The organism is Variovorax paradoxus, assembly GCF_030811855.1.
GTDB lineage: Bacteria > Pseudomonadota > Gammaproteobacteria > Burkholderiales > Burkholderiaceae_C > Variovorax > Variovorax paradoxus_L.
Window position 1 is genome coordinate 47939 of the sequence record NZ_JAUSRN010000023.1, and the last position, 20538, is coordinate 68476.

Below are 20538 nucleotides of genomic sequence, written 5' to 3' on the forward strand. Positions count from 1 at the left end.
TTCATGCCGAATGTCTTCCCGCCCGATTTCCGCGTGCCTCGAACCGCCGGTGCGTCCGAAGCGCCCTCGCCCGAAGCCGCGCCGCCCATCACCAAGGCCGACACGCAGGACTATTTCACCGAGGTGGCGTACGACTACCGCGCATGGAGCCCCAGCTACAACATGCACTTCGGCTTCTGGCGGCTCGGGCTGAACCCGCTGCGTCGCGAAGGCATGCTGGTGGAAATGAACCGTGCGGTCGGCCGCGCGCTGAAGCTCGACGAACCCCGGGCCACGCAGGAGGCGCCGCGACGCCGCTGCATGATCGACCTCGGCTGCGGCGCCGGCGCCACCGCGCGCACCCTGGTGGGCGACGACCCTTCGCTGTATGCCGTCACCGTCACCAATGTGCCGGTGCAGAACAGCATTGCCGTGCGGCTCGACGCGGGCGCCGGAGTGGCCGACCGCATGGCGCATATCGAAGCCGACTACACGCGCACGGGCCTTCCCACCGCCCAAGCGGACGGCGCCTGGGCTGTCGAAAGCGCCTGCTACGCGAGCGGCACGGCCAAGGCGGATTTCGTGCGCGAGGCGGCCCGACTGCTGAAGCCGGGTGCGCGGCTCGCGGTGGTCGACGGCTTCCTGCTGCGCCATCGGCCGGGCCGGCTCGCCGGCTGGCTGCACCGCCTGTGGGCCGACAGCTGGGCCGTGCCCACGCTGGCCGTGCGCGGCGATTTCGTCGAGGCGCTGCGCAGCAACGGATTCGAAGACATCGAGGTGCAGTCGCTGCGCTGGCGCGTGGCGCCCAGCGCCCTGCACATTCCGGCGCTTGCGACGCGCTTTGCGCTAGCCGAACTCTGGAAGGCGCGCGGCAGGCTGAGCCCCTGGCGCCGCAAGCACATCGTGGCCAGTTATTGCGCGCTGGTGCTGGGCCTTTTCTGGCGCGACTTCGACTACTGCATGGTGACTGCGAAGCGCAGCGGCTGAACGCCAGCTAGATCACAACAACACACGAGGAGAAGAAACTTCCATGAGCACCGACCCCACCGAAACCAGTCTCGGGGAACTGGCACCCATCGAGGCCGACGCCACGCAGATGCGCGACATGCCCGTGCGCCGCATGCCCTTCGCATGGTTCTGGCCGCTGATCGTAGGCGCCGCGGCAGCCCTGGTGCTTCGCATCGCGTTCAGCGGCCTGCCGGGCCAGCGCTTTTCCGCCATGCTGGGTTCCTTCATCTATCTCGCGCCCGCGGTGTGCGGCGCCGTCACGGTCTACATGGCCGAGCGCATCGAGCGGCGCAGCTGGGGCTACTACATCTGGGCACCGTGGGTTTCGACCGCGCTGTTCGTCGTCGGCACGCTGCTGGTGTTCATCGAGGGAATGATCTGCGCCGTCGTCATCGTGCCCTTGTTCGGCGTGATGGGCAGCCTCGGCGGCCTTGCGATGGGCATCGTCTGCCGCATCACCAATTGGCCGAAGCCTGCGCTCTACGGCTTCGCGGTGCTGCCTCTGGCGCTGGGTGCCGTCGAGCCGCACTGGCCCAACCCGGAGCAAATTTCGAACACCTCGCGCACGCTCTTCATCGCCGCGCCTGCCGAGCGCGTATGGCATGAACTCAACGAAGTGCGTGACATCCGGCCGAGCGAAGTCGGCGATGCCTGGGCCTATCGCATCGGCGTGCCGATGCCAGTGGCCGCCCTGACCGAAGACACCGCAGAAGGCCGCGTGCGCAAGGTGCAGTGGCAGAAGGACGTGCACTTCGAGGAGGTCATCACCGAGTGGCAGCCGCTGCAGCGCGTGAGCTGGCGCTACCGCTTTTCGCCCGACTCTTTTCCCGCCGGCGCGCTGGACGACCACGTGGTCATCGGCGGCCACTATTTCGAACTGCGCGATTCGTCCTACACGCTCACGCCGCGCGAGGGCGGCACGGAGCTTCGCATCGACGTTTCCTGGCGCGTGAGCACGCGCTTCAACTGGTATGCCGACCGCGTAGCGCAGTTTCTGCTGGGCGACTTCTCCGAGCACATCCTGCGCTTCTACAAGGCGCGCAGCGAAACCGCCGCGGCGGCCGCATGAAGGACGTGCGCCCCGTCTTCCAGCAGGCGCTCGGCCCGGGCTGGGAGCAGTTGGGCGACGTGATCCGCCGGCACTACACGATGGCGCCGTTCTCGAATGCCCACGTGTGCGTGCGCGGCACGATGGACGAGGTGCACCATGCGCCCTGGGCGCGCGTGCTGATGCCCTTCGGCCGCCTGTTCGGTGCGCTCGTTCCCTACACCGGCACCCGCGTGCCGATCGAAGTGCACTACCGCTGCCGGCCCGGCGACGCGCTCCTGTACTGGGACCGCGTCTTCAGCTTCGAGGGCCGCGCGCCGTTCCACTTTCGCTCGCACATGGCGCACGCGCCCGCGGGCGGCGGCGAGGTGATCGAGTATGTGCGCTTCGGCCTCGGCATGCGCCTGGCCGTGAGCGCCGAAGAAGGCGCGCTGGTGTTTCGCGACCTGGGCTACGTCTGGCGCCTTGGCCGGCTGCACCTGCCGCTGCCGCTCGGCCTATTGATGGGAACCGCCTACGTCGAGGAGCGGCCCGACCCGGATGATGCCGACCGCTTCACCATGAAGATGGTGCTGCGCCACCGCTGGTTCGGCGACGTGTTCCGCTACAGCGGGCGCTTCCGGTTGGGTTCACAATGACCGCATCATGCCGCGCCGCCCCGAGAACCTCTATCCGCAATACCACGCCCACGTCTACTTCGGCCCCGCCACGGTGGCGCAGGCCAGGCAGCTGTGCGAACAGGCCGGCCGGGAGCTGATGGTGGTGGTCGGCCGGGTGCACGAGCGGCTGGTTGGCCCGCACACGCACTGGAGCTGCCAGCTGGCCTTCGACGCTGCCGAGTTCGACCAGGTCATCGAATGGCTCGAGGCTCATCGCGACGGCCTGGACATCTTCGTGCACGGCGTCACGGGCAACGACTTTGCCGACCACACGGCGCATGCCATGTGGCTCGGCGAAGAGCGCCCGCTCGACCTGCGGATGTTCCGGCATTAGCCGGCATTGCCGGAACCGGCGACGGGTCAGAACTCCGCATCGAGCTCGTCGATCTCCTCGGGCTCCTCCTTCGCGGCGGCCACCCACTCCCGCATGGCGGGCAAATCCATCACGCGCTTGCAGTAGGCGGCGCACACGCTGTCGAGCGGAACGTCGTAGCTGAGAAATCGCGTGACCACCGGCGCATACATCGCATCGGCCATGCCCGCCTCCTTGCCGAACAAGAAGGGTCCACCGTAAGTCTTCAGGCATTCGCGCCAGATGGCGACGATGCGGTCAATGTCGGCCTGCGCGCGTGACCAGATCTTGAAGCCTCGGAACCGGGCCTTGATGTTCATCGGCAATGCGCCGCGCATCGAGGCGAAGCCCGAATGCATTTCGCCGCAGATGGCGCGACAGTGCGCACGGGCCTGGATGTCGGACGGCAGCAGCGCCCCCTTGGGCTTGATCTCGTTCAGGTATTCGCCAATGGCCAGCGTATCCCACACCTTGACGTTGCCGTGCTGCAGCGAGGGCACCAGCATCGAAGAAGAGAGCAGCAGCATCTCGGCCTTCATGGCCGGATCGTCGGGCGGGATGATCTTCTCGCTGAAGTCGAGCCCGGCCAGCCTGCACATCAGCCAGCCGCGCAGCGCCCATGCGCCGTAGTTCTTGCTGCTGATCGTGAGAACGGGTTTGGCCATCGTGGATCTCCTGGACGGACTTGCTGCATGCTGCCGGTTGGCTTTGATGGCCTGCAAGGCCTGTGCCACCGCTTGGCCCGCAACTTGCCTGTACTACTTTCATGTTGTACCGGGCCTACCAGAACCAAGCCGACCTGCTCTCGCCCTCCCGGCTCGCAGCCCAGTACCTCGGCCAGGCGCTCTGGAAGGACGGCACCGAACGCACCATGTTGCGGCGCATGGCCGCCCAGTTCGACGTGTTTTCGCGCATGCGGCTGACCCATTCGCGCCCCGACTACGCCATTGCCAGCGTGCCGGTCGATGGCGTGGAAACCGCGGTGCATGAAGAAACGGCGCTGGTCTCGCCCTTCGGCACGCTGCTGCATTTCCGCAAGGACACGCAGGCCGTGCATCCGCCCGTGCTGCTGGTCGCACCACTGTCGGGCCATTTCGCCACACTGCTGCGCGAAACCGTGCGCACCCTGCTGCGCGACCACGACGTGTACCTGACCGATTGGCACAACGCGCGCGACGTGCCGCTGTGGCATGGCGGCTTCAGCCTGGACGACTACACGCTGCAGGTCATCCAGTTCCTGGAAGCCATCGGTCCCGGCGTGCACATGGTCGCCGTCTGCCAGCCCTGCGTGGCAGCTTTGGCGGCCACGGCTTTGATGGCCGAAGACGACAACCCCGCCACGCCGCGCAGCCTCACGCTCATGGCCGGGCCGGTCGATTGCCGCATCAATCCCACGGGCGTGAACGTGCTCGCGAACAGCAAGCCCATCGAGTGGTTTCGCCGCAACCTTATTACCCACGTGCCGTGGCCGCATGCCGGCATGATGCGCCGCGTGTACCCCGGCTTCCTGCAGCTTGCGGCCTTCCTGAGCATGAACCCGGAGCGCCACAAGAAGCAGTTCCAGGACATGGTCCACCACCTGATCGAGGGCGACATCGAGAAGGCCCGCACCATCGGCCTGTTCTACGACGAATACCTGGCGGTGAACGACCTGCCGGCCGAGTTCTATCTGGAGACCGCGGAGCGCGTGTTCCAGACCTACGACCTGCCGCGCGGCGTGCTCACGGTGGGTGACCGCACGGTGAACCTGGCAGCCATCCGCCGCACCGCGCTGCTCACGGTGGAAGGCGAGCGCGACGACATCTGCTCGGTCGGACAGACGGTGGCGGCGCAAGACCTCTGCACCGGCATCCGTCCCTATCTCAAGGTCCATCACCTGCAGGCCGGCGTGGGCCACTATGGCGTTTTCAGCGGCAGCAAGTGGAACGCGCAGATCTACCCGCGCGTGCGCGAAACCATCCACGCGGCGGCCGAGTTGCACTGAGCCGGCTGTCCGGCCTCAGCGCCATCAACGCCATCAACGCCGGCTGCGCTTTCCCTTGGCCGCCACACGCCGCACCGCGGCCTCGCCGGGCTGCGGGAGCCATTCGCGCAAGAACGCAATGAGCTCCTGCGCCACCACGTTGCGCATCGGCCCCGGCAGGTAGGCCAGTACCACGCGCCGCTCGATGCGCGGCTTCAGCAGCGGCAGCACCACCAGCTCGGGGTCGCGCAGCGACGAGGTGTAGAGCCGCGGCATCAGCCCCAGCGCCTGCCCGCTGCGCACCAGCGCGTAGAGCGTTTCGGAATAGCTCACGCGATAGGGCTCGGCGCCCTGCTCGAATTGCGCACGCGCCGGATTGCCGAGTGCCGGCATGCTGCCGCTTTCGAACAACACCAGCCGCTCCTTGCCGATGGCCTCCCAGCTGGCATCGCCGGCCGCGGCCAGCGCATGATCGCGGCGCACCACCAGCACCAGCGGATCGCGGAACAGGTCGATGCAATCCAATCCGCCCGGCGGCTCGGTGATGGCGGCCACCGCCATGTCGAGCTGGCCGCTGCGCAGTTCGGCCAGCAGCACGGTCGAAGGCGCATCGCGCCACGCGATCTCGACCTCGCGATCGCCTGCTTCAAGAAATTCGCTGGCCGCGGCCGTCACGCGCGCGCTGGCCGACGGGATCACGCCGACGCGCACGAAAGCCCGGCCGCGCTGCACCGTGCTTTCGATGTCGCGCAAGGCCACCTCGAAGGTGTTGACCAGAAAATCGGTGCGCGCGAGCACTTCGGCGCCCACCGGCGTGAGCTGCAGGCGATGGGTGGAACGGGTCAACAACTCGGCGCCGAGCAGTTTTTCCATCTGCTTGATGGCATTGCTCAGCGCCGGCTGGGTGATGGCCAGGCGCCGCGCCGCCCGGCCGAAGTGCCCTTCTTCCACCAGCACCGAGAAGAACTGCAGCTGGCGCAGCGTGAGCGCCCGAAGCGGCAAAGAGGCCATAGCGTTCCCGTTATCGATTCAGTGAATCAAATTATAGGAATTCAAAATTTTGCTTATGGGCCGCCAATCCCTAGACTGGACGGCATGACTCACCCCGTGCTGCCGCCGCTTTCGCTGGAATCCATGCTGCATGCGATTCCGAAGGTGGAGCTGCACTGCCACCTTTTCGGCACGGTGCGCCACGAAACCTTCAAGCAACTCAACCACCGCGCCGGCTCGCCGCTCGCGGCCGAGGAGATTGAGGGCTTCTATACGCGCGGGGAAAAGCCGGTCGGCGTACTGCGCGTGCTGCGCGCGCTCGACGCGCAGCTGGTGCGCAGCCCCGGCGACCTGTACCAGCTGACGCGCGAATACCTGGAGGACGCGGCGGCTCACAGCGTGAGATACGCCGAGTTCTTCTGGAACCCAACGGGCACGGTGCACGGCTCCGGCATTTCGTATCCGATGGCGCAGGGCGCGATCGTCCGTGCGATCCATGACGCGCAGCAGGAATTCGGCATCACGGGCCGGCTCATCGCCGCCATCGACCGCGAGGCGAGCCCCGAGGCCGCGGTGGAAATGGTGGAGTGGGTCAAGTCCCACCGCTGCGATGAGGTGATCGGCATCGGCATCGACTACCGCGAGGTCGACCGCCCGCCGGAACTCTTCGCAGAGGCCTACGCCGAGGCACGGCGCGCGGGGCTCAAGGCCACCGCGCACGCAGGTGAGTTCGGCATGCCGTGGACCAACGTGCGCACCGCGCTCGACTTGCTGCAGGTAGACCGCATCGACCACGGCTACACCGTGGTCGACCAGCCCGACTTCGCGCGCCAGTGCGCCGAGCGAGGCGTGATCTTTACCGTGGTGCCCACCAACTCCTACTACCTGCGCACGCTGCCCCCGGAGCGCTGGGCGCTCGACCATCCCATTCGCCGCATGCCCGGTCTGGGCCTGCGCATCCATCCCAATACCGACGATCCGACGCTGCACAAGGTCACGCCCACAGGGGCCTGGCTGATGATGGCGCGCGACTTCGGCTTCGGGCTGGACGAACTGCGCGGCTTCATGCACAACGGGCTCGACGGCGCATGGATCGACGACACGCAGCGCCGCGCGTGGCGCACGCAGTGGAGCTTCGAATTCGACGCGCTGCGCGCGCGCCTTGCACCAGAGCCACCACCTCCCATTCAGCAGAAATGACCCACGCCATGACCCACTCTCGCCGCCTTCTACTTGCCGCAACGCTCTGTTCGATGCTGCCCGCCGCGGCGCTTGCGCAGGGCGCATGGCCCAGCGCCAAGCCGATCACGCTGATCGTTCCCTACACCGCGGGCGGCAGCGTGGACGTTAACGCGCGCCTTGTCGCCACGCGACTGGGCGAACGGCTGAAGCAGTCGGTGGTCATCGAGAACGTGAGCGGCGCGGGCGGCGCCATCGGCGTGGCCAAGGCCGTGAATGCGGCGCCGGACGGCTACACGCTGGTGGTCGGCCCCGACAGCGCCATCGCCATCGGGCGGCTGGTCAATCCCTCGGCCTTCAAGTTCGATCCGCTCAAGGACCTGGCCCCGGTCGGCATGCTCAACACCGCGCCGATGGTGCTGGTCGCACGGCCCGGCCTCGAGGCCCAGACCTATGCCGACTTCGTGAAGCTCGCCAAGGCCAAGCCAGGCGCCTATAACTACGCCACCTCGGGCGTGGGCACGGTGCTGCAACTGGCCATGGAGCTTTTGAAGCAGCGCAGCGGCATCTTCGTGACTCACGTGCCCTACCGCGGCGGTGCGCAGATTGCCACCGACGTGATCGGCAACCAGGTTGATCTGGCCATGCTGGTCAGCACCAGCGCCATTCCGCACGTGAACGGCAACCGCCTGAAAGCGCTGGGCATCACCGGCAGCCAGCGCCTGGCCGCCCTGCCCAACGTGCCCACCTTCAACGAGATGCCCGGCCTCAAGGGATACGACATGGTGAGCTGGACCGGCATCTTCGCCCCCGCCAAGACCCCGCCAGCGATCGTGGCCCGCCTCAACCAGGAATTGAATGCAGTGCTTGCCGAGGAGCAGGTGCGCAGCAAGCTCAATGAACAAGGCGCCTTGCCCGGCAGCGGCACGCCGGAGCAATTCGGCCAGTTCGTGCAGGCCGAGTACGCGCGCAATCAGAAGATCGTGCAGTCGGCCAATATCAAGGAATAAGCCAGGCGGCCAGCGCAGGGGCGGCTAGTTACTGCTCTTCAGGCCAGTCGCGGATGTAGGCCTTGAGCATCTTGTTCTCGAAATTCTGGCTGTCCACCACCGCCTTGGCCACGTCGTAGAAGCTGATCACGCCCATCAGCATGCGCTTGTCCATCACGGGCATGTAGCGCGCGTGGCGCTCCAGCATGATGCGGCGGATTTCGTCGAGGTCGGTTTCGAGGGTGCAAGTCACGGGCGCGTCGTCCATGGCCTTGCGCACCAGCGTGCCGCCCACCTGACCGCCGTTGTCGACAATGGCCAGGATCACTTCCCGGAAGGTGAGCATGCCGACGAGGTCGCCGTGTTCCATGACCACCAGGGAGCCGATGTCCTTTTCCGCCATGGTGTTGACGGCTTCGGCCAGCAGGTCGTCGGGCGTGATGGTGAAGAGCGTGTTGCCCTTGACGCGAAGGATGTCGCTGACTTTCATCGTGTGCTCCTCTCGGAAATCTTTCTCGGCGGCGGTGCCGATTTGAATATAGCCCACAATCGGCGCCGACTCCCACGCCCATGATGCGCGCGCATGATTAGCAGACGTAACGGGGCATTGCGAACGAACCCAGAAAGGTCCTCATGCCCGGCTATTCCGACCCCGGATTCGACACCCTGGCGCTGCACGCCGGCGCCGCACCCGACCCCGCCACCGGCGCGCGGGCGGTGCCGATCCATCTCACCACCTCTTTCGTCTTCGAGTCGAGCGACCATGCGGCGGCGCTCTTCAACCTCGAGCGCGCGGGCCACGTCTACTCGCGCATCAGCAACCCGACCAATGCGGTGCTGGAGCAGCGCGTCTCGGCGCTCGAAGGCGGCATTGGCGCCATTGCCACTGCCAGCGGCCAGGCCGCGCTGCACCTGTCGGTCGCCACGCTCATGGGCGCGGGCTCCCACATCGTGGCCAGCACGGCGCTCTACGGTGGCTCGCAGAACCTGCTGCACTACACGATGCGGCGCTTCGGCATCGACACCACCTTCGTGAAGCCGGGCGACCTAGACGGATGGAAGGCCGCGATCCGGCCCGAGACCAAGCTGCTGTTTGGCGAAACCGTGGGCAACCCCGGGCTCGACGTGCTCGACATTCCGGCAGTGAGCGACATTGCGCACGCAGCGGGCGTGCCGCTGCTGGTCGACTCGACGCTTACCTCGCCCTACCTCATCAAGCCGTTCGACCATGGCGCCGACCTGGTCTACCACTCGGCGACCAAGTTCCTTTCGGGCCACGGCACGGTGATCGGCGGCGTCGTGGTCGACGGCGGCAGTTTCGATTGGGAGAAATCGGGCAAATTCGCCGAGCTCACGCAGGCCTACGACGGCTTCCACAACATGGTCTTCAGCGAGGAAAGCACGGTGGGCGCGTTCTTGCTGCGCGCGCGGCGCGAAGGCCTGCGCGACTTCGGTGCATCGATGAGTCCGCACACGGCGTGGCTGATCTTGCAGGGCATTGAGACGCTGCCGCTGCGCATGGAGCGGCACATCGACAACACGCAGAAGGTGGTCGAATTTCTGGCAATTCATCCGTTCGTGTCGCGCGTGGGACATCCGCTGATCGAATCGCATCCGAGCCACGCGCTGGCGCAGAAGTTGTTGCGCCACGGCGCGCGCGGCGCCGGCGCGGTGTTCAGCTTCGACATCAAGGGCAGCCGCGCGCAGGGCAAGGCCTTCATCGAGGCGCTGCAGCTCTTCAGCCACCTGGCCAACGTGGGCGACTGCCGCAGCCTGGTGATCCACCCGGCCAGCACCACGCACTTCCGCATGACCGACGAGGCGCTGGCGGGTGCAGGCATCTCCCAAGGGACGATCCGGCTTTCCATCGGGCTGGAAGACCCGGCGGACCTGATCGACGACCTGAAGCGTGCGCTGAAGGCTGCGGAAAAGGCGGGGGTGTAGGAATGAACATTTGCTTTTCTTTGCGCCGGGTTGTCCGTCATTCATGGCGCGCTCCCGCCGACGGGGTACCTTGCTCCGCGAATGTCCCCCGCCCTTCGGGCTCCTCCTTTATTTCGCTGCGCAAGGCACCCCATCGACGGGATCGTTGTTCAGAGCGGTGGTTGATCGGCGGTACACCAGCAGCGTGCCCCAGTGCACAGGGCGCCGGGTGCTCCCTGCAGCGAAATAAAGCAGGAGGCGAAGCCGGGGGACATTCGCGGAGGGGAGTACCCGGTGGCCTTTGCACGCGCCCTGAACAACAGCAACACAACGCAACGGCGGAGCGACTGACATGAACTACAAAGTCAATGGCCACACCACCTACTGCTACACCGGCGGCAAAACCTTCGATGCGAACAAGCCGACAGTAGTCTTCATCCACGGCGTGCTCAACGACCACAGCGTGTGGATTTTGCAAAGCCGCTGGTTCGCCAACCATGGCTGGAACGTGCTCGCGCTGGATCTGCCCGGCCACTGCAAGAGCGAAGGCCCACCACCCGCCAGCGTGGAAGACGCCGCGCAGTTCGTCATCGCGCTGCTCGAGGCGGCCGGCGTGCAGAAGGCCGCGCTCGTGGGCCACAGCTTTGGTTCGCTGATTGCGCTTGAAGCCGCTTCACGCGCGCCTGAACGGGTGACCCATCTGGCATTGGTGGGCACGGCCTATCCGATGACCGTGTCGCCCGCGCTGCTCGATGGTGCGCTCAACGATCCGCAACGCGCCATCGCGATGGTCAACACGTTCTCACATTCGCTGCTCGCGCCACCGCCCTCAGCGCTCGGCCCCGGCACCTGGCTCTATGGCAGCTCGCGCGCGCTGATGCGCCGCGTGCTCGCGAGCAACCGCGACGCCAACGTGTTCCACATCGGCTTCAAGGCCTGCAACGACTACGCGAATGGCGAAAAAGCCATCGAGGCTGTCCAGTGCCCCGTGCTTTTCTTGCTTGGCGATGCCGACCAGATGACGCCGCCACGCGCCACCAAAGCGCTGGTCGGCAAGGCGAAGAAGGCCAAGGTGGTGACCGTGCATGCGGGCCACTCGCTGATGAACGAAGCGCCAGATGAAGTGCTGTTTGCGCTGCGAGACTTCGTCGGAACACCTGCCTGAGCCTATCCGCAGGCTATTCCGCCGCAATACCCGCGCGATGCGCCAGCGCGCGGTAGCGGGAAATCTCGCTCTCCATCTGGCTGCGGAACGCCGAGGCGCCGATGGCAACGGGCTCCATGCCCTGTGCGCGCAGCTGCGCCTGCAATGCTGCGTTGCCCATCGTGGCCGTGACGGCGCGCGCCAACTTGTCGAGCACCGGAGCGGGCGTGCGCGCTGGCGCGGCAAAGCCGTACCAGGCGTCGAAGGTTGCGTCGGGCAGCCCCTGCTCGGCCAGGGTGCGCACCTCCGGCAGCATGCTGGAGCGCGTCGCCCCCACGATGCCCAGCGCGCGCAGCTTGCCCGAGCGCACGTGCGGCGCCACGGCGGCCACGGTGTCGAGACCGATCTCGATCTCTCCGCCGATCACCGCCATCGAGCCCTGGCTGCTGCCCTTGTACGGGATGTCCTGCAGCTGGATGCCCGCGGCCAGCGCAAACAATTCGCCCGCCAGGTGCGGCCCCGAACCGGCGCCGAAGGTGGCGTAGCGGATGCTCTTCGGCTTGGCCTTGGCGGCAGCGATGAGCTCGGGCAGCGAGCGCCATGGCGTGCCGGCACCCACCACCAGCACCAGCGGGGTGCGCGCCACGATGGCAATGGGCGCCAGGTCGCGCACCGGGTCGTACGGCAGCTTGGCGCGCAGCGCGGGGTTCACGCTGTAGCTGGTGGAACCCGAGAGCAGCAACGTGTAGCCGTCGGGTGCGGCCTTGGCGACCGCATCGGTGCCGATGATGGTGGAGGCGCCGGGCTTGTTGTCGATGACCACCGGCTGGCCGAGCTTCTCCGACAGGCCCTGCCCCATCGCTCGCGCGACGATGTCGGTGCCGCCGCCGGGCGGAAAAGGCACGACCAGCTTCACGGGCCTGTCAGGCCAGTTGCTTTGCGCAAGCGCGGTTGCATGGAACGCGACGAGTGCCAATGCGCAGGCGAGCAGGCCGCCAAGGCGATGGAAGAGAGCAGCAGTTTTCATGGATTCGTCCAGCAAGAGAAGAAATCAGGCGGCGGCTTTCGGCATTTTTCCAGCGGCCCAGGGAGCCAGGCCGGGCTCGCCCAGATCCCAATAGAGACCGGCCATGATCTGCAGGCCTTCGCGCGCCAGCGGCGCCAGCAGGTGTTCGTTGGGCGCGTGCTGCGCGCAGGCCGGGTAGGAATGCGGCACCCACAGCGTGGGCAAGCCCAGCAAGTCGGCAAAGACATCATTGGGCAGCGAGCCCGCAAGGTTGGGCAGCAGGTCCACGTGTTGGCCGCTGCTTTGCTCGATGGAGCGCCGGGCCCAATCGACCCACGGGTTCTCCACGTCGAGCCGCGTTGCGGCGCCTTCGAGCGTGACCTGCACTTTCACGTTGCCGAAGCCATGCGCATCGAGGTGCGCACGCACGATCTTCGCCAAATCGCGCCACGGCGTTCCGACCACAAAGCGCAGCTGGCAATGCGCCACCGCCTCGGACGGAATGGCATTCACCGGCCGCTGCGGCGAGCCCGCGCCGAGCGCGAGCACCTCGATGGTGTTCCACGCCACCAGCCGCTCGGCCGGGCTCAGGCCCGGCTCGCCCCAGCCTTCGTCGAGCGCGGGATCGTCGGCCCCGCCGCCGATCGCAATATCGGCCAGTGCTTCGCGCACGCCCTGTGGAATTTGAGGCGGCCGCAAGGCCTCGATCAGGATGCGCCCGCGCGCATCCACCAGTGATGCCACCGCGTGGCTCAGCACCGTGCCCGGATTCGCGAGCACGCCGCCCCAGTTACCCGAGTGGTAGCCCCGCGCTCGGGCCCGCAGTCTCAAGCTGAAGTTGACGGCCCCGCGCGACCCCAGGAACAGCGTAGGCCGCGCGGCGCTCACGCGCGGTCCGTCGCTGGCAATGAACAGGTCGGCATGCAGCCGGTCGCGATGCTGCTCGCACACCGCATGCAGGCCAGGCGATGCGGCTTCTTCGCCGGTTTCGATGAGCCAGGTGATGTTGTAGCCCAGGCGCCCGCCCCGCGCCTGCAGCGCAGCGGCCAATCCACCGAGCGCGATGGTGTGCTGGCCCTTGTTGTCGGCAGTACCGCGCCCGTACCAGCGGTCGCCGCGCACGGTAAGCGCCCAGGGGCCGAGCCCTTCGTCCCACTGCGCATCCTGCCCGCTCACCACGTCGCCATGGCCATAGCTCAGCACGGTGGGCAGTGCAGGGTCTTCGATGCGGCGCGCGATCAGGAAGGGCCCGCCGCCGGCCACGGGGTTCTCGACGATTTCGCATGCGAAACCCAGCGTGGCCAGCGGCGGCACCAGCTCGTCTTGCAGGTAGGCGTCCAGCGCGGGCGTGGCGGCGCCGGTGTCGCTCTCGGTGCGAAAAGCGACGCGCCGCTGCAGGTCGGCAAAGAAGCCACCGTCGTCGAAATAAGCGGCGGCAGCGGCAAGGCTTTGGGTACGTTGCATGAAGGGATTTCCTGTTTCCGTCGGATGCAGCAAGTACAAGGCCTACTGGGCGATGCTCCTAGCATCGTTTTTGCAAGCTACCATTGCCTTGAAGGCAAGGCTCGATCTATATGACACCACCGCTCCTCAGCATTCCGATGCGCCATTTCCTGGAGGTGGCGCGCAGCGGCTCGGTCAGCCAGGCCGCGGCACGACTCTTCGTGGCCTCGTCGGCGGTCAGCCGCCAGATCACCAAGCTCGAGGAAAGCCTGGGCACGCCCTTGTTCGAGCGCCATGCCCGCGGGATGGCGCTCACCCCAGCCGGCGAGCGGCTCGCCGCGCACTTGCGCAATGCGCAGCTCGACATCGAGCAGGTCATCGAACAGGTTCGCGACCTGGGCGGCCGCAGCGCGCACCGCATCCGCATGGCCTGCACCGAGGGGTTTGCCGCGCACTTCATGCCGCAGGTGATGCGCAGCTTCGAGTCGGCGCATCCGGGCACGCAGCTCGAACTCCACGTGGGTTCACCTGACGGCGTGAGCGCGCTGCTCGCACGGGGCGAAGCAGACATCGCACTGAAATACGTGGTGGCGCCCGAGCCCGGGTTGAAGATCGAGCACTCCGCCAATGCACCGGTATTCGCGGTGCTGCGCCCCGACCACCCGCTGGCGCGACAGCGCGTGGTGTCGGTGGCGGACGCGGTGCGCTACCCGCTGGCCGTGGGCGACAAGGGCGTGACGGCGCGGCAGCTGTTCGACCAGGCGTGCAGCTTGCAGGGGCTGCAGTACCGTGCGATCTTCGTCAGCAACTTTTCATCGGTGCTGCTGCCACTCTTGCGCACGCCGGACGTGATGCTTTCGGGCCATCTCACGGTCACGCACCTCATCGACGCGGGCACGGTGGTCGCGCGCCCCTTTGCCGAGGCGCCGCTGCAGCAGCGTCAACTGCAGGTGCTGGCGCTCGAAGGCCGCACGCTCACGCCGCTGGCGCAAGAGTTCGTGCAGCATCTGGTGAACGCCATCGCCAGCGCCGGGCGGCGCAAGCTGGGCCGCGCGCGCTCCGGCGCGTCACGGTGAGCTCAAAGCGCGAAGTCGGCCGGTCGTTTCTCGATCACCGCCAGCAGCAGGTCGACGTCGAGGCTGGACGGCTGCGGCGCTTGCAGCGCGCCGAGCATGCGCGAGAGCGTCTCGGCATGCGGCAGCAGCGGGCCCAGAAAGCGGGTGCCGTCGGCACCGGCAATCAACAGCGTGGGAAAGGTCTCGACGTCGAAGGCATCGGCAATCTCGGCGTGGTCTTCGATGTCGACCCAGGCAAAGCGGAACTGCGGATGCGCCCGCGCCACCTGCTCGAGCAGCGGCCGGTAGTTGCGGCAAGTGCCGCACCATTCGGCGCACAGGCACACGACCCACGGCGCATTGCGGGCCGGCTCGGCGGAATCGGGGGCGGCGGGAAGAGCGCTCAAAGCTGATGCGGTGAAGGTGTGAATACAAAGCCGCGTTGGTGCGGACCAATGCTCGTGGCTATTATGAACAAAGCGCCCCCGGCGCCCAGGAGACTCGTACGATGAACACCACGACTGCCCCGGAATCTGCCGTCGATCCGCGTCGTTTCAAGAGCTTCGCGGAGTTCTACCCGTTCTACCTGTCCGAGCATGCCAACCGCACCTGCCGGCGCCTGCACTTCATTGGCTCGACGATTTCGCTGCTGTGCCTGGTGGCGCTGATCGTCACATTCAATCCGCTGTGGCTCTTGGCCGGTCTGGTCGCGGGCTACGGCTTTGCCTGGGTCGGGCACTTCGGCTTCGAGAAGAACAGGCCCGCATCGTTCAAGCGCCCGATCTACAGCTTCATGGGCGACTGGGCGATGTACCGCGACATCTGGCTCGGCAAAATCAAGATCTGATTGCTATTAAATCAATAGCACATCGCCCAGGCGAAGCGAGTGCAGCGGACCTTTCTGCCACAGGTCTTCTAGCGGCTCCGCACGCGGCATCAGCAACTCCCTCAAAAGCGGCTCGATGGGCGTGGACGGATCGGCCAGCAGCACGTAGCGCGGGTCCTCGTCGGCGGCTTCTTCGGCGAGCGGCGCGATCCAGTCGATCGCCACCAGCGTTTCGAGCACCGGCACCAGCTGCAGCGTGTCGACGCGCATGCGCGTGACGAGCTCGGCGGCGCCCATGCCCTTGGCCGGCGTGGCGCGCGCACGCGCCAGGTGCTGCAGCACCTCCATGGCCAATTGCAGCGGCCACCCGGCCCGGCCGCCGCGGCGGGCAACGCCGGTCAAGAGGCTCGGCAGGTAGGCCGCGATGACGGCGCCCAGCAACACGATGACCCAGGCCACGTAGATCCAGATCAGAAGAATGGGCACCGTGGCAAAGGCGCCGTAGAGCACCGAGTAAGTCGGAACCAGGCTCAGGTAGTAGCCAAGCACGCGCTTGGCAATTTCGATGGCCGCCGCCACGAAGATGCCGCCGGCCCAGGCGTGCGCCCAGCGCACGTTGGTGTTCGGCACGTAGTGGTAGAGCGAGGCCATGCCGCCCGCGAGGAGCACGATTTCGAAGGTGTCGAAGAACAGCTTGAGGATGCTGCCGCCCACCACGTCCCGCGAGGCGGCAAACACATACGAAGTGGTTGAGAGACTCACCGCCAGGATCAGCGGGCCGAGCGTGATGGCGGCCCAGTAGATCAGCACGCGCTGCGCAAACGGCCGAGGCGAACGCACACGCCAGATGTTGTTGAGCGTCTTGTCGATGGTGAGGATCAGCGCAATGGCGGTGATCAGGAGCACCACCAGGCCCGCGATGCCCAGGCCGCCAGCCTTGCTGGAGAACTGATTGAGGTAGCCCAGCACCTGGCGCGCGATGTTGTCGGGAATCAAGCTCTCGATGAGCCAGCGCTGCAGCCGCCCCTGCAGCTTGGCGAACATCGGGAACACGGTAAAAAGCGCCAGCGCCACCGTGAAGAACGGCACCATGGCAATGGTGGTGGTGAAGGTGAGGCTGCTGGCCGTGAGCCCGAGCCGGTCTTCGCGGAAGCGCTCGCCCAGCACCGCCGCGGTGTTGCCCCACGGAAAGCGCGAAAGATCCTTCCAGAGCTGCTGACGATTCATGGCCGGTATCATAAGAACCCGAACCTTCCCCTCGTCTTCGCACGCTTCGTGTCGCCAGTTCCGCGGTGTCCAATCCATGCAAACCATCACACCGCACGCCTCTTCTTCCGTCAGCGCCACCCGCTGGCTTGCCGTGGGCAGCCTCGCCGGGCTCATCGTGCTCGGGCTGGCCTGGGAGCTGTGGCTGGCGCCGCTTCGGCCCGGCGGCTCGCTGCTGGCGCTCAAGGTACTGCCTCTTGTCATTCCGCTTGCGGGGCTCTACAAGAACCGCATGTACACCTACCGCTGGGTCAGCCTGATGATCTGGCTCTATTTCACCGAGGGCGTGGTGCGCGCATGGAGCGACACCAACGGCGTGGGACAAGTGCTCGCGCTCGTCGAGGTGCTGCTGTGCCTCGCGCTCTTCACGGCCTGCGCATTGCACGTCCGGCTGCGCCTGCGCAACGCCAAGGCTGCCCGACAACTGGAGGCTTCCACCCAATGACGCCAATGACGACTTCTTCTTCTCCCCTGATCGATCAGCTGCGCGCCATCGTCGGTGCGCAGCACGTGCTGAACGAAGGCGACCTCACGGCCTACGAACAAGACTGGCGCAAGCGCGCGCACGGCAAGTCGTTGGCGGTGGTGCGGCCCGCCAATGCGCAGCAAGTGGCCGATGTGGTCAAGGCATGTGCGGCGGCCGGCACGGCCATCGTGCCGCAAGGCGGCAACACCGGCCTGGCGGTCGGTTCCACTCCCGACGACAGCGGCACGCAGGTGGTGCTGAGCCTGCAGCGGCTGAACGCGATTCGCACCGTCGACGCCGCCAACCTCACGATGACCGTGGAAGCCGGCTGCATCCTTCAGACCTTGCAAGAGACGGCCGAGAAGCAGGGCTTCCTCTTCCCGCTGAGTCTTGCGGCCGAAGGCAGCTGCACCATCGGCGGCAACCTGGCCACCAACGCCGGCGGCACGCAGGTGGTCCGCTACGGCAACACGCGCGAGCTGTGCCTCGGCCTCGAAGTGGTCACGCCGCAGGGCGAAATTTGGGAAGGCACCAGTGGCCTGCGCAAGGACAACACCGGCTACGACCTACGCGACCTGATGATCGGCAGCGAAGGCACGCTCGGCATCATCACCGCGGCGACGATGAAGCTCTACCCGCTGCCCGCGGCGCAGCTCACAGCCTGGGCCGCGGTGCCTTCGCTCGACCACGCGGTCACGCTGCTGGGCCTTGCGCACAAGCACCTGGGCTCCGGCCTCACCGGCTTCGAGGTGATGGGCAAGTTTGCATTGAGCCTGGTCGACAAGCACATGCCGCAACTGCGCGTGCCCTTCATCGGCGACGACGCCGTGCCGTACTGCGTGCTGCTCGAAAATTCCGACAGCGAATCGGAAGACCATGCCCGCGCGCGCTTCGAGGCGCTGCTCGAAACCGCATTCGAAGACGGCTGCGTGACCGATGCGGTGGTGGCCGAAAACCTCGCTCAAGCGCACCAGCTCTGGCACATCCGCGAGAGCATTCCGCTCGCGCAGGCCGAAGAGGGCTTGAACATCAAGCACGACATCTCGATTCCCGTCTCGAGCATCCCCGCCTTCGTGGCCGAAACCGACGCCCTGCTGGCACGCGAGATCGCGGGCGTGCGGCTCGTGAACTTCGGCCACCTGGGCGACGGCAACCTGCACTACAACGTGCAGGCACCGGAGAACATCGACACCAAGGCATTCCTCAAGAACGAGGAAGAGCGCATCAACACGCTGGTGTACGACGCGGTCGAAAAATTCGGCGGCTCGTTCTCGGCCGAGCATGGCGTGGGTTCGCTCAAGGTCGACAAGCTCGAGAAGCACAAGTCGCCAGTGGCGCTGGAGATGATGCGTGCGATCAAGCGCGGGCTCGATCCGAAGAACATCCTGAACCCGGGACGGGTGATCCGCGTCTAGGCATTTGTATTTCTCCCTCCCCTCCCGGGGGAGGGCCGTGGTGGGGGCACGCGGCCTTCGATTCAACGCTGCGCCGAATGCGGGGGCAGCCCCCATCCCAACCTTCCCCCAAAGGGGGAAGGAGCAAAACAAAAAACTCAGCCACGAAAGTCTTCGCCGCGCAGCTCGATCGCCTGGCCGTGCGGCGTGCGATCGGCCGCGTGGTCCCAGGCGTGGCGGTAGCGCGCAAGTTCGTCGCCCGAGCTCGCGCCCTTGCGGGCCACGAGGCCTTCGAGCGCGGCGAGCCAATGCCGGTAGTAGGTGTCGCCCGCATCGGGGTCTCCCGCGGCTAGTGCGGCGGTGATCTGCGTCGCAAGCGCTTCGGCCCACTCGACCCAGGTGAACAGGCCGCGCTCGTGCAGCGCGAGCGTCATCGCGAAGGCCTGCGCTTCCCAGGGCTCGCGGAACACCGGGCCGTCGACATCGCGCGGCATGCCGGGTGCAAGCGCCAGCGCTGGAAGGTCGATCTTCATGTGGTGGGCTCCAGGTAGCTTTCCCACGCATCGACCGACACCGAGAGGTTTTGCCGCGGTGACGCAGCGCCCCAGAGCTCGGCTTCCTCGAAGACCACGGTGTAGAGCCACTGGGGCTGCTCGCCGATGCCTTGCGCATTCGCATCGGCAAACACATGCGCGCCATGGACATGTTCGATGGTGCCGCACTTGCCCTGCACATACCGTGGCAACCGCGTGTGATGGTCGACCTTGCCGATGTGCATTCGCACCGCCTGCCCGACGGCGAAGCGCGCGGGGCCCGGCGCGGCACGCTCGGTGGGCGAGCCTTTGGCGAGCACCGCCGGGACGTTGTCGGCCTTCAGCACGCGGGCGACCGGCGCGGCCGGATGGCGCATCTCGCCGGACGCGATCTCGTCGGGAAGAACCTGCCCGCGCTGCAGCATCAGCTGCTCGAGCGCCCCGAGCCATATCTGGTAGTAGCTCAGGTCGCGGTAGTTCGGCAGCGTCTCGCGCATGGCGCGGCTCGCATCGATGTTCCAGGAGCCGGTTGCGCCCATTGCGAGCGTGAGCGCCAGCGCGCGCGGCTCCCAGCTGGCGTGGAAGAGTTCTCCCTCAGGCTCGGGCGTGACCGGCCCGAAGCCCGGCTGGCCACCGAGATCGGCATGCGTGACGTAGCTCATGCGGCGCTCCTCGCGGCCGGCGCATCGGCAAGCCTGGTGCCGATCATCGAATCGCGCGAAACGAGGGCGGCGAGCTCGTCTTCGCTCCACCCTTCGGTGCCTGAAGGCCGTTGGGGAATCACGAGGTAGCGTACCTCGGCGGTCGAATCCCAGACGCGGATGCGCGTCGTCTCGGGCAGCGCCGTGCCGAAATCTGCCAGCACACCGCGCGGGTCCTTCACTGCGCGCGAACGGTACGGCGCACTCTTGTACCAGATGGGCGGCAGGCCGAGCACCGGCCAGGGGTAGCAGCTGCAGAGCGTGCAAACGACCATGTGGTGCTGCTCATTGGTGTTCTCTACTGCCACCATGTGCTCGCCCTGGCGGCCGGTGTAGCCGAGCGAGGCGATGGCGGCCGTGGCATCGGCCATCAGCCAGTCGTGGAAGGTTGGGTCGACCCAGGCCCGCGCCACCACCCTCGCCCCATTGCGCGGGCCAATGCGGGTCTGGTATGTGTCGATCAGCGCGTCGAGCGCGGCGGGGTCGATGTAGCCCTTCTGCGTGAGCACGCTTTCAAGGGCGCGCACGCGCAGGTCCATTTCGCCGAGTTCGCTGTGATCGTGGGAATGGTCTTGGCCGGTCATCGGCCAATGCTAGCGCCGCCCCGTAAAATT

Annotated in this window: 23 protein-coding genes; 13 read left to right on the plus strand and 10 right to left on the minus strand. The window is 66.7% G+C overall.

Translation table 11 applies throughout. The features are described 5' to 3' along the window. Nucleotides 1-3: 3 nt before the first annotated feature. The 4 genes from J2X92_RS28345 to J2X92_RS28360 are packed head-to-tail and all read left to right on the plus strand — an operon-like array spanning nucleotide 4 to nucleotide 3028. Nucleotides 4-966 carry a methyltransferase domain-containing protein gene (locus J2X92_RS28345; protein WP_307581016.1) on the plus strand — a complete coding sequence of 321 codons (963 nt, stop codon included), beginning with the start codon at nucleotides 4-6 and terminating at the stop codon, nucleotides 964-966. Nucleotides 967-1009: 43 nt separating this feature from the next. After that, the gene (locus tag J2X92_RS28350) at nucleotides 1010-2056 is read left to right on the plus strand and encodes an SRPBCC domain-containing protein (RefSeq protein ID WP_307581018.1); all 1047 of its coding nucleotides are present in this window, start codon (nucleotides 1010-1012) and stop codon (nucleotides 2054-2056) included. Continuing rightward, complete coding sequence (locus tag J2X92_RS28355) at nucleotides 2053-2673, plus strand: DUF4166 domain-containing protein (RefSeq protein WP_307581020.1); 621 nt, start codon at nucleotides 2053-2055, stop codon at nucleotides 2671-2673. The genes J2X92_RS28350 and J2X92_RS28355 overlap by 4 nt, the downstream gene beginning before the upstream one ends. 7 nt (nucleotides 2674-2680) lie before the next feature. Continuing rightward, entirely contained in the window at nucleotides 2681-3028 is a 348-nt protein-coding gene (locus J2X92_RS28360; protein WP_307581022.1) for a DOPA 4,5-dioxygenase family protein, read from the plus strand. Between the two features lie 26 nt (nucleotides 3029-3054). On the opposite strand, the gene J2X92_RS28365 is transcribed toward J2X92_RS28360, so the two are convergent. Further along, nucleotides 3055-3711, minus strand: a complete 657-nt coding sequence (locus J2X92_RS28365; protein WP_307581024.1) for a glutathione S-transferase — start codon at nucleotides 3709-3711, stop codon at nucleotides 3055-3057. Between the two features lie 101 nt (nucleotides 3712-3812). Here J2X92_RS28365 and J2X92_RS28370 point away from each other — a divergent pair, with 101 nt between their 5' ends. Continuing rightward, nucleotides 3813-5030 carry a polyhydroxyalkanoate depolymerase gene (locus J2X92_RS28370; protein ID WP_307581026.1) on the plus strand — a complete coding sequence of 406 codons (1218 nt, stop codon included), beginning with the start codon at nucleotides 3813-3815 and terminating at the stop codon, nucleotides 5028-5030. Nucleotides 5031-5063: 33 nt separating this feature from the next. On the opposite strand, the gene J2X92_RS28375 is transcribed toward J2X92_RS28370, so the two are convergent. Then, complete coding sequence (locus tag J2X92_RS28375; protein ID WP_307581027.1) at nucleotides 5064-6020, minus strand: LysR family transcriptional regulator; 957 nt, start codon at nucleotides 6018-6020, stop codon at nucleotides 5064-5066. A gap of 84 nt (nucleotides 6021-6104) precedes the next feature. Between J2X92_RS28375 and add the strand changes: the two genes are divergently transcribed. Together add and J2X92_RS28385 are read left to right on the plus strand one after the other, a co-directional pair. Then, nucleotides 6105-7199: an adenosine deaminase gene (gene add / locus J2X92_RS28380; RefSeq protein WP_307581029.1), complete on the plus strand. Its 1095-nt coding sequence runs from the start codon at nucleotides 6105-6107 to the stop codon at nucleotides 7197-7199. An 8-nt stretch (nucleotides 7200-7207) separates the two neighbouring features. Continuing rightward, on the plus strand, nucleotides 7208-8188 hold the full coding sequence (locus tag J2X92_RS28385) for a Bug family tripartite tricarboxylate transporter substrate binding protein (RefSeq protein ID WP_307581031.1): 981 nt from the start codon (nucleotides 7208-7210) through the stop codon (nucleotides 8186-8188). Nucleotides 8189-8216: 28 nt separating this feature from the next. On the opposite strand, the gene J2X92_RS28390 is transcribed toward J2X92_RS28385, so the two are convergent. Continuing rightward, on the minus strand, nucleotides 8217-8657 hold the full coding sequence (locus J2X92_RS28390) for a CBS domain-containing protein (protein ID WP_055799807.1): 441 nt from the start codon (nucleotides 8655-8657) through the stop codon (nucleotides 8217-8219). Between the two features lie 143 nt (nucleotides 8658-8800). Between J2X92_RS28390 and J2X92_RS28395 the strand changes: the two genes are divergently transcribed. Both J2X92_RS28395 and J2X92_RS28400 read left to right on the plus strand, forming a co-directional pair. After that, nucleotides 8801-10111, plus strand: coding sequence for an O-acetylhomoserine aminocarboxypropyltransferase (locus tag J2X92_RS28395; protein ID WP_307581033.1), 1311 nt, complete (start codon nucleotides 8801-8803; stop codon nucleotides 10109-10111). Nucleotides 10112-10442: 331 nt separating this feature from the next. Next, entirely contained in the window at nucleotides 10443-11255 is an 813-nt protein-coding gene (locus J2X92_RS28400; protein WP_307581035.1) for an alpha/beta fold hydrolase, read from the plus strand. Nucleotides 11256-11268: 13 nt separating this feature from the next. Here the strand turns inward: J2X92_RS28400 and J2X92_RS28405 are convergent, their stop codons facing one another. Further along, nucleotides 11269-12261, minus strand: a complete 993-nt coding sequence (locus tag J2X92_RS28405; RefSeq protein WP_307581037.1) for a Bug family tripartite tricarboxylate transporter substrate binding protein — start codon at nucleotides 12259-12261, stop codon at nucleotides 11269-11271. Nucleotides 12262-12285: 24 nt separating this feature from the next. Next, nucleotides 12286-13704 (minus strand): M20 family metallopeptidase, encoded by a 1419-nt coding sequence (locus tag J2X92_RS28410; protein WP_307581039.1) that lies wholly within the window; start codon nucleotides 13702-13704, stop codon nucleotides 12286-12288. A gap of 110 nt (nucleotides 13705-13814) precedes the next feature. On the opposite strand from J2X92_RS28410, the gene J2X92_RS28415 reads away from it, so the two are divergent. Next, a complete protein-coding gene (locus J2X92_RS28415) occupies nucleotides 13815-14759 on the plus strand; it encodes a LysR family transcriptional regulator (protein WP_307581040.1) in 945 nt (314 codons plus the stop codon). 2 nt (nucleotides 14760-14761) lie between these two features. On the opposite strand, the gene J2X92_RS28420 is transcribed toward J2X92_RS28415, so the two are convergent. Next, entirely contained in the window at nucleotides 14762-15145 is a 384-nt protein-coding gene (locus J2X92_RS28420) for a thioredoxin family protein (protein ID WP_307581042.1), read from the minus strand. Between the two features lie 101 nt (nucleotides 15146-15246). Here J2X92_RS28420 and J2X92_RS28425 point away from each other — a divergent pair, with 101 nt between their 5' ends. Next, nucleotides 15247-15585, plus strand: a complete 339-nt coding sequence (locus J2X92_RS28425) for an Mpo1-like protein (RefSeq protein ID WP_307581044.1) — start codon at nucleotides 15247-15249, stop codon at nucleotides 15583-15585. A gap of 6 nt (nucleotides 15586-15591) precedes the next feature. Here the strand turns inward: J2X92_RS28425 and J2X92_RS28430 are convergent, their stop codons facing one another. Continuing rightward, nucleotides 15592-16803 carry a YihY family inner membrane protein gene (locus tag J2X92_RS28430; RefSeq protein ID WP_307581046.1) on the minus strand — a complete coding sequence of 404 codons (1212 nt, stop codon included), beginning with the start codon at nucleotides 16801-16803 and terminating at the stop codon, nucleotides 15592-15594. Nucleotides 16804-16867: 64 nt separating this feature from the next. On the opposite strand from J2X92_RS28430, the gene J2X92_RS28435 reads away from it, so the two are divergent. Both J2X92_RS28435 and J2X92_RS28440 read left to right on the plus strand, forming a co-directional pair. Continuing rightward, nucleotides 16868-17275, plus strand: a complete 408-nt coding sequence (locus tag J2X92_RS28435; protein ID WP_307581048.1) for a DUF2069 domain-containing protein — start codon at nucleotides 16868-16870, stop codon at nucleotides 17273-17275. Between the two features lie 5 nt (nucleotides 17276-17280). After that, complete coding sequence (locus tag J2X92_RS28440) at nucleotides 17281-18711, plus strand: FAD-binding oxidoreductase (RefSeq protein WP_307581050.1); 1431 nt, start codon at nucleotides 17281-17283, stop codon at nucleotides 18709-18711. Nucleotides 18712-18848: 137 nt separating this feature from the next. Here J2X92_RS28440 and J2X92_RS28445 read toward each other — a convergent pair whose 3' ends face one another. From J2X92_RS28445 to nthA, 3 genes are read right to left on the minus strand one after another with little or no spacing between them, the layout of a single operon-like run. Beyond that, entirely contained in the window at nucleotides 18849-19223 is a 375-nt protein-coding gene (locus J2X92_RS28445; protein ID WP_307581052.1) for a nitrile hydratase accessory protein, read from the minus strand. Further along, nucleotides 19220-19885 (minus strand): nitrile hydratase subunit beta, encoded by a 666-nt coding sequence (nthB, locus tag J2X92_RS28450; protein ID WP_307581054.1) that lies wholly within the window; start codon nucleotides 19883-19885, stop codon nucleotides 19220-19222. The genes J2X92_RS28445 and nthB overlap by 4 nt, the downstream gene beginning before the upstream one ends. After that, nucleotides 19882-20508 carry a nitrile hydratase subunit alpha gene (gene nthA / locus J2X92_RS28455; RefSeq protein WP_307581056.1) on the minus strand — a complete coding sequence of 209 codons (627 nt, stop codon included), beginning with the start codon at nucleotides 20506-20508 and terminating at the stop codon, nucleotides 19882-19884. The genes nthB and nthA overlap by 4 nt, the downstream gene beginning before the upstream one ends. Nucleotides 20509-20538: the final 30 nt, after the last annotated feature.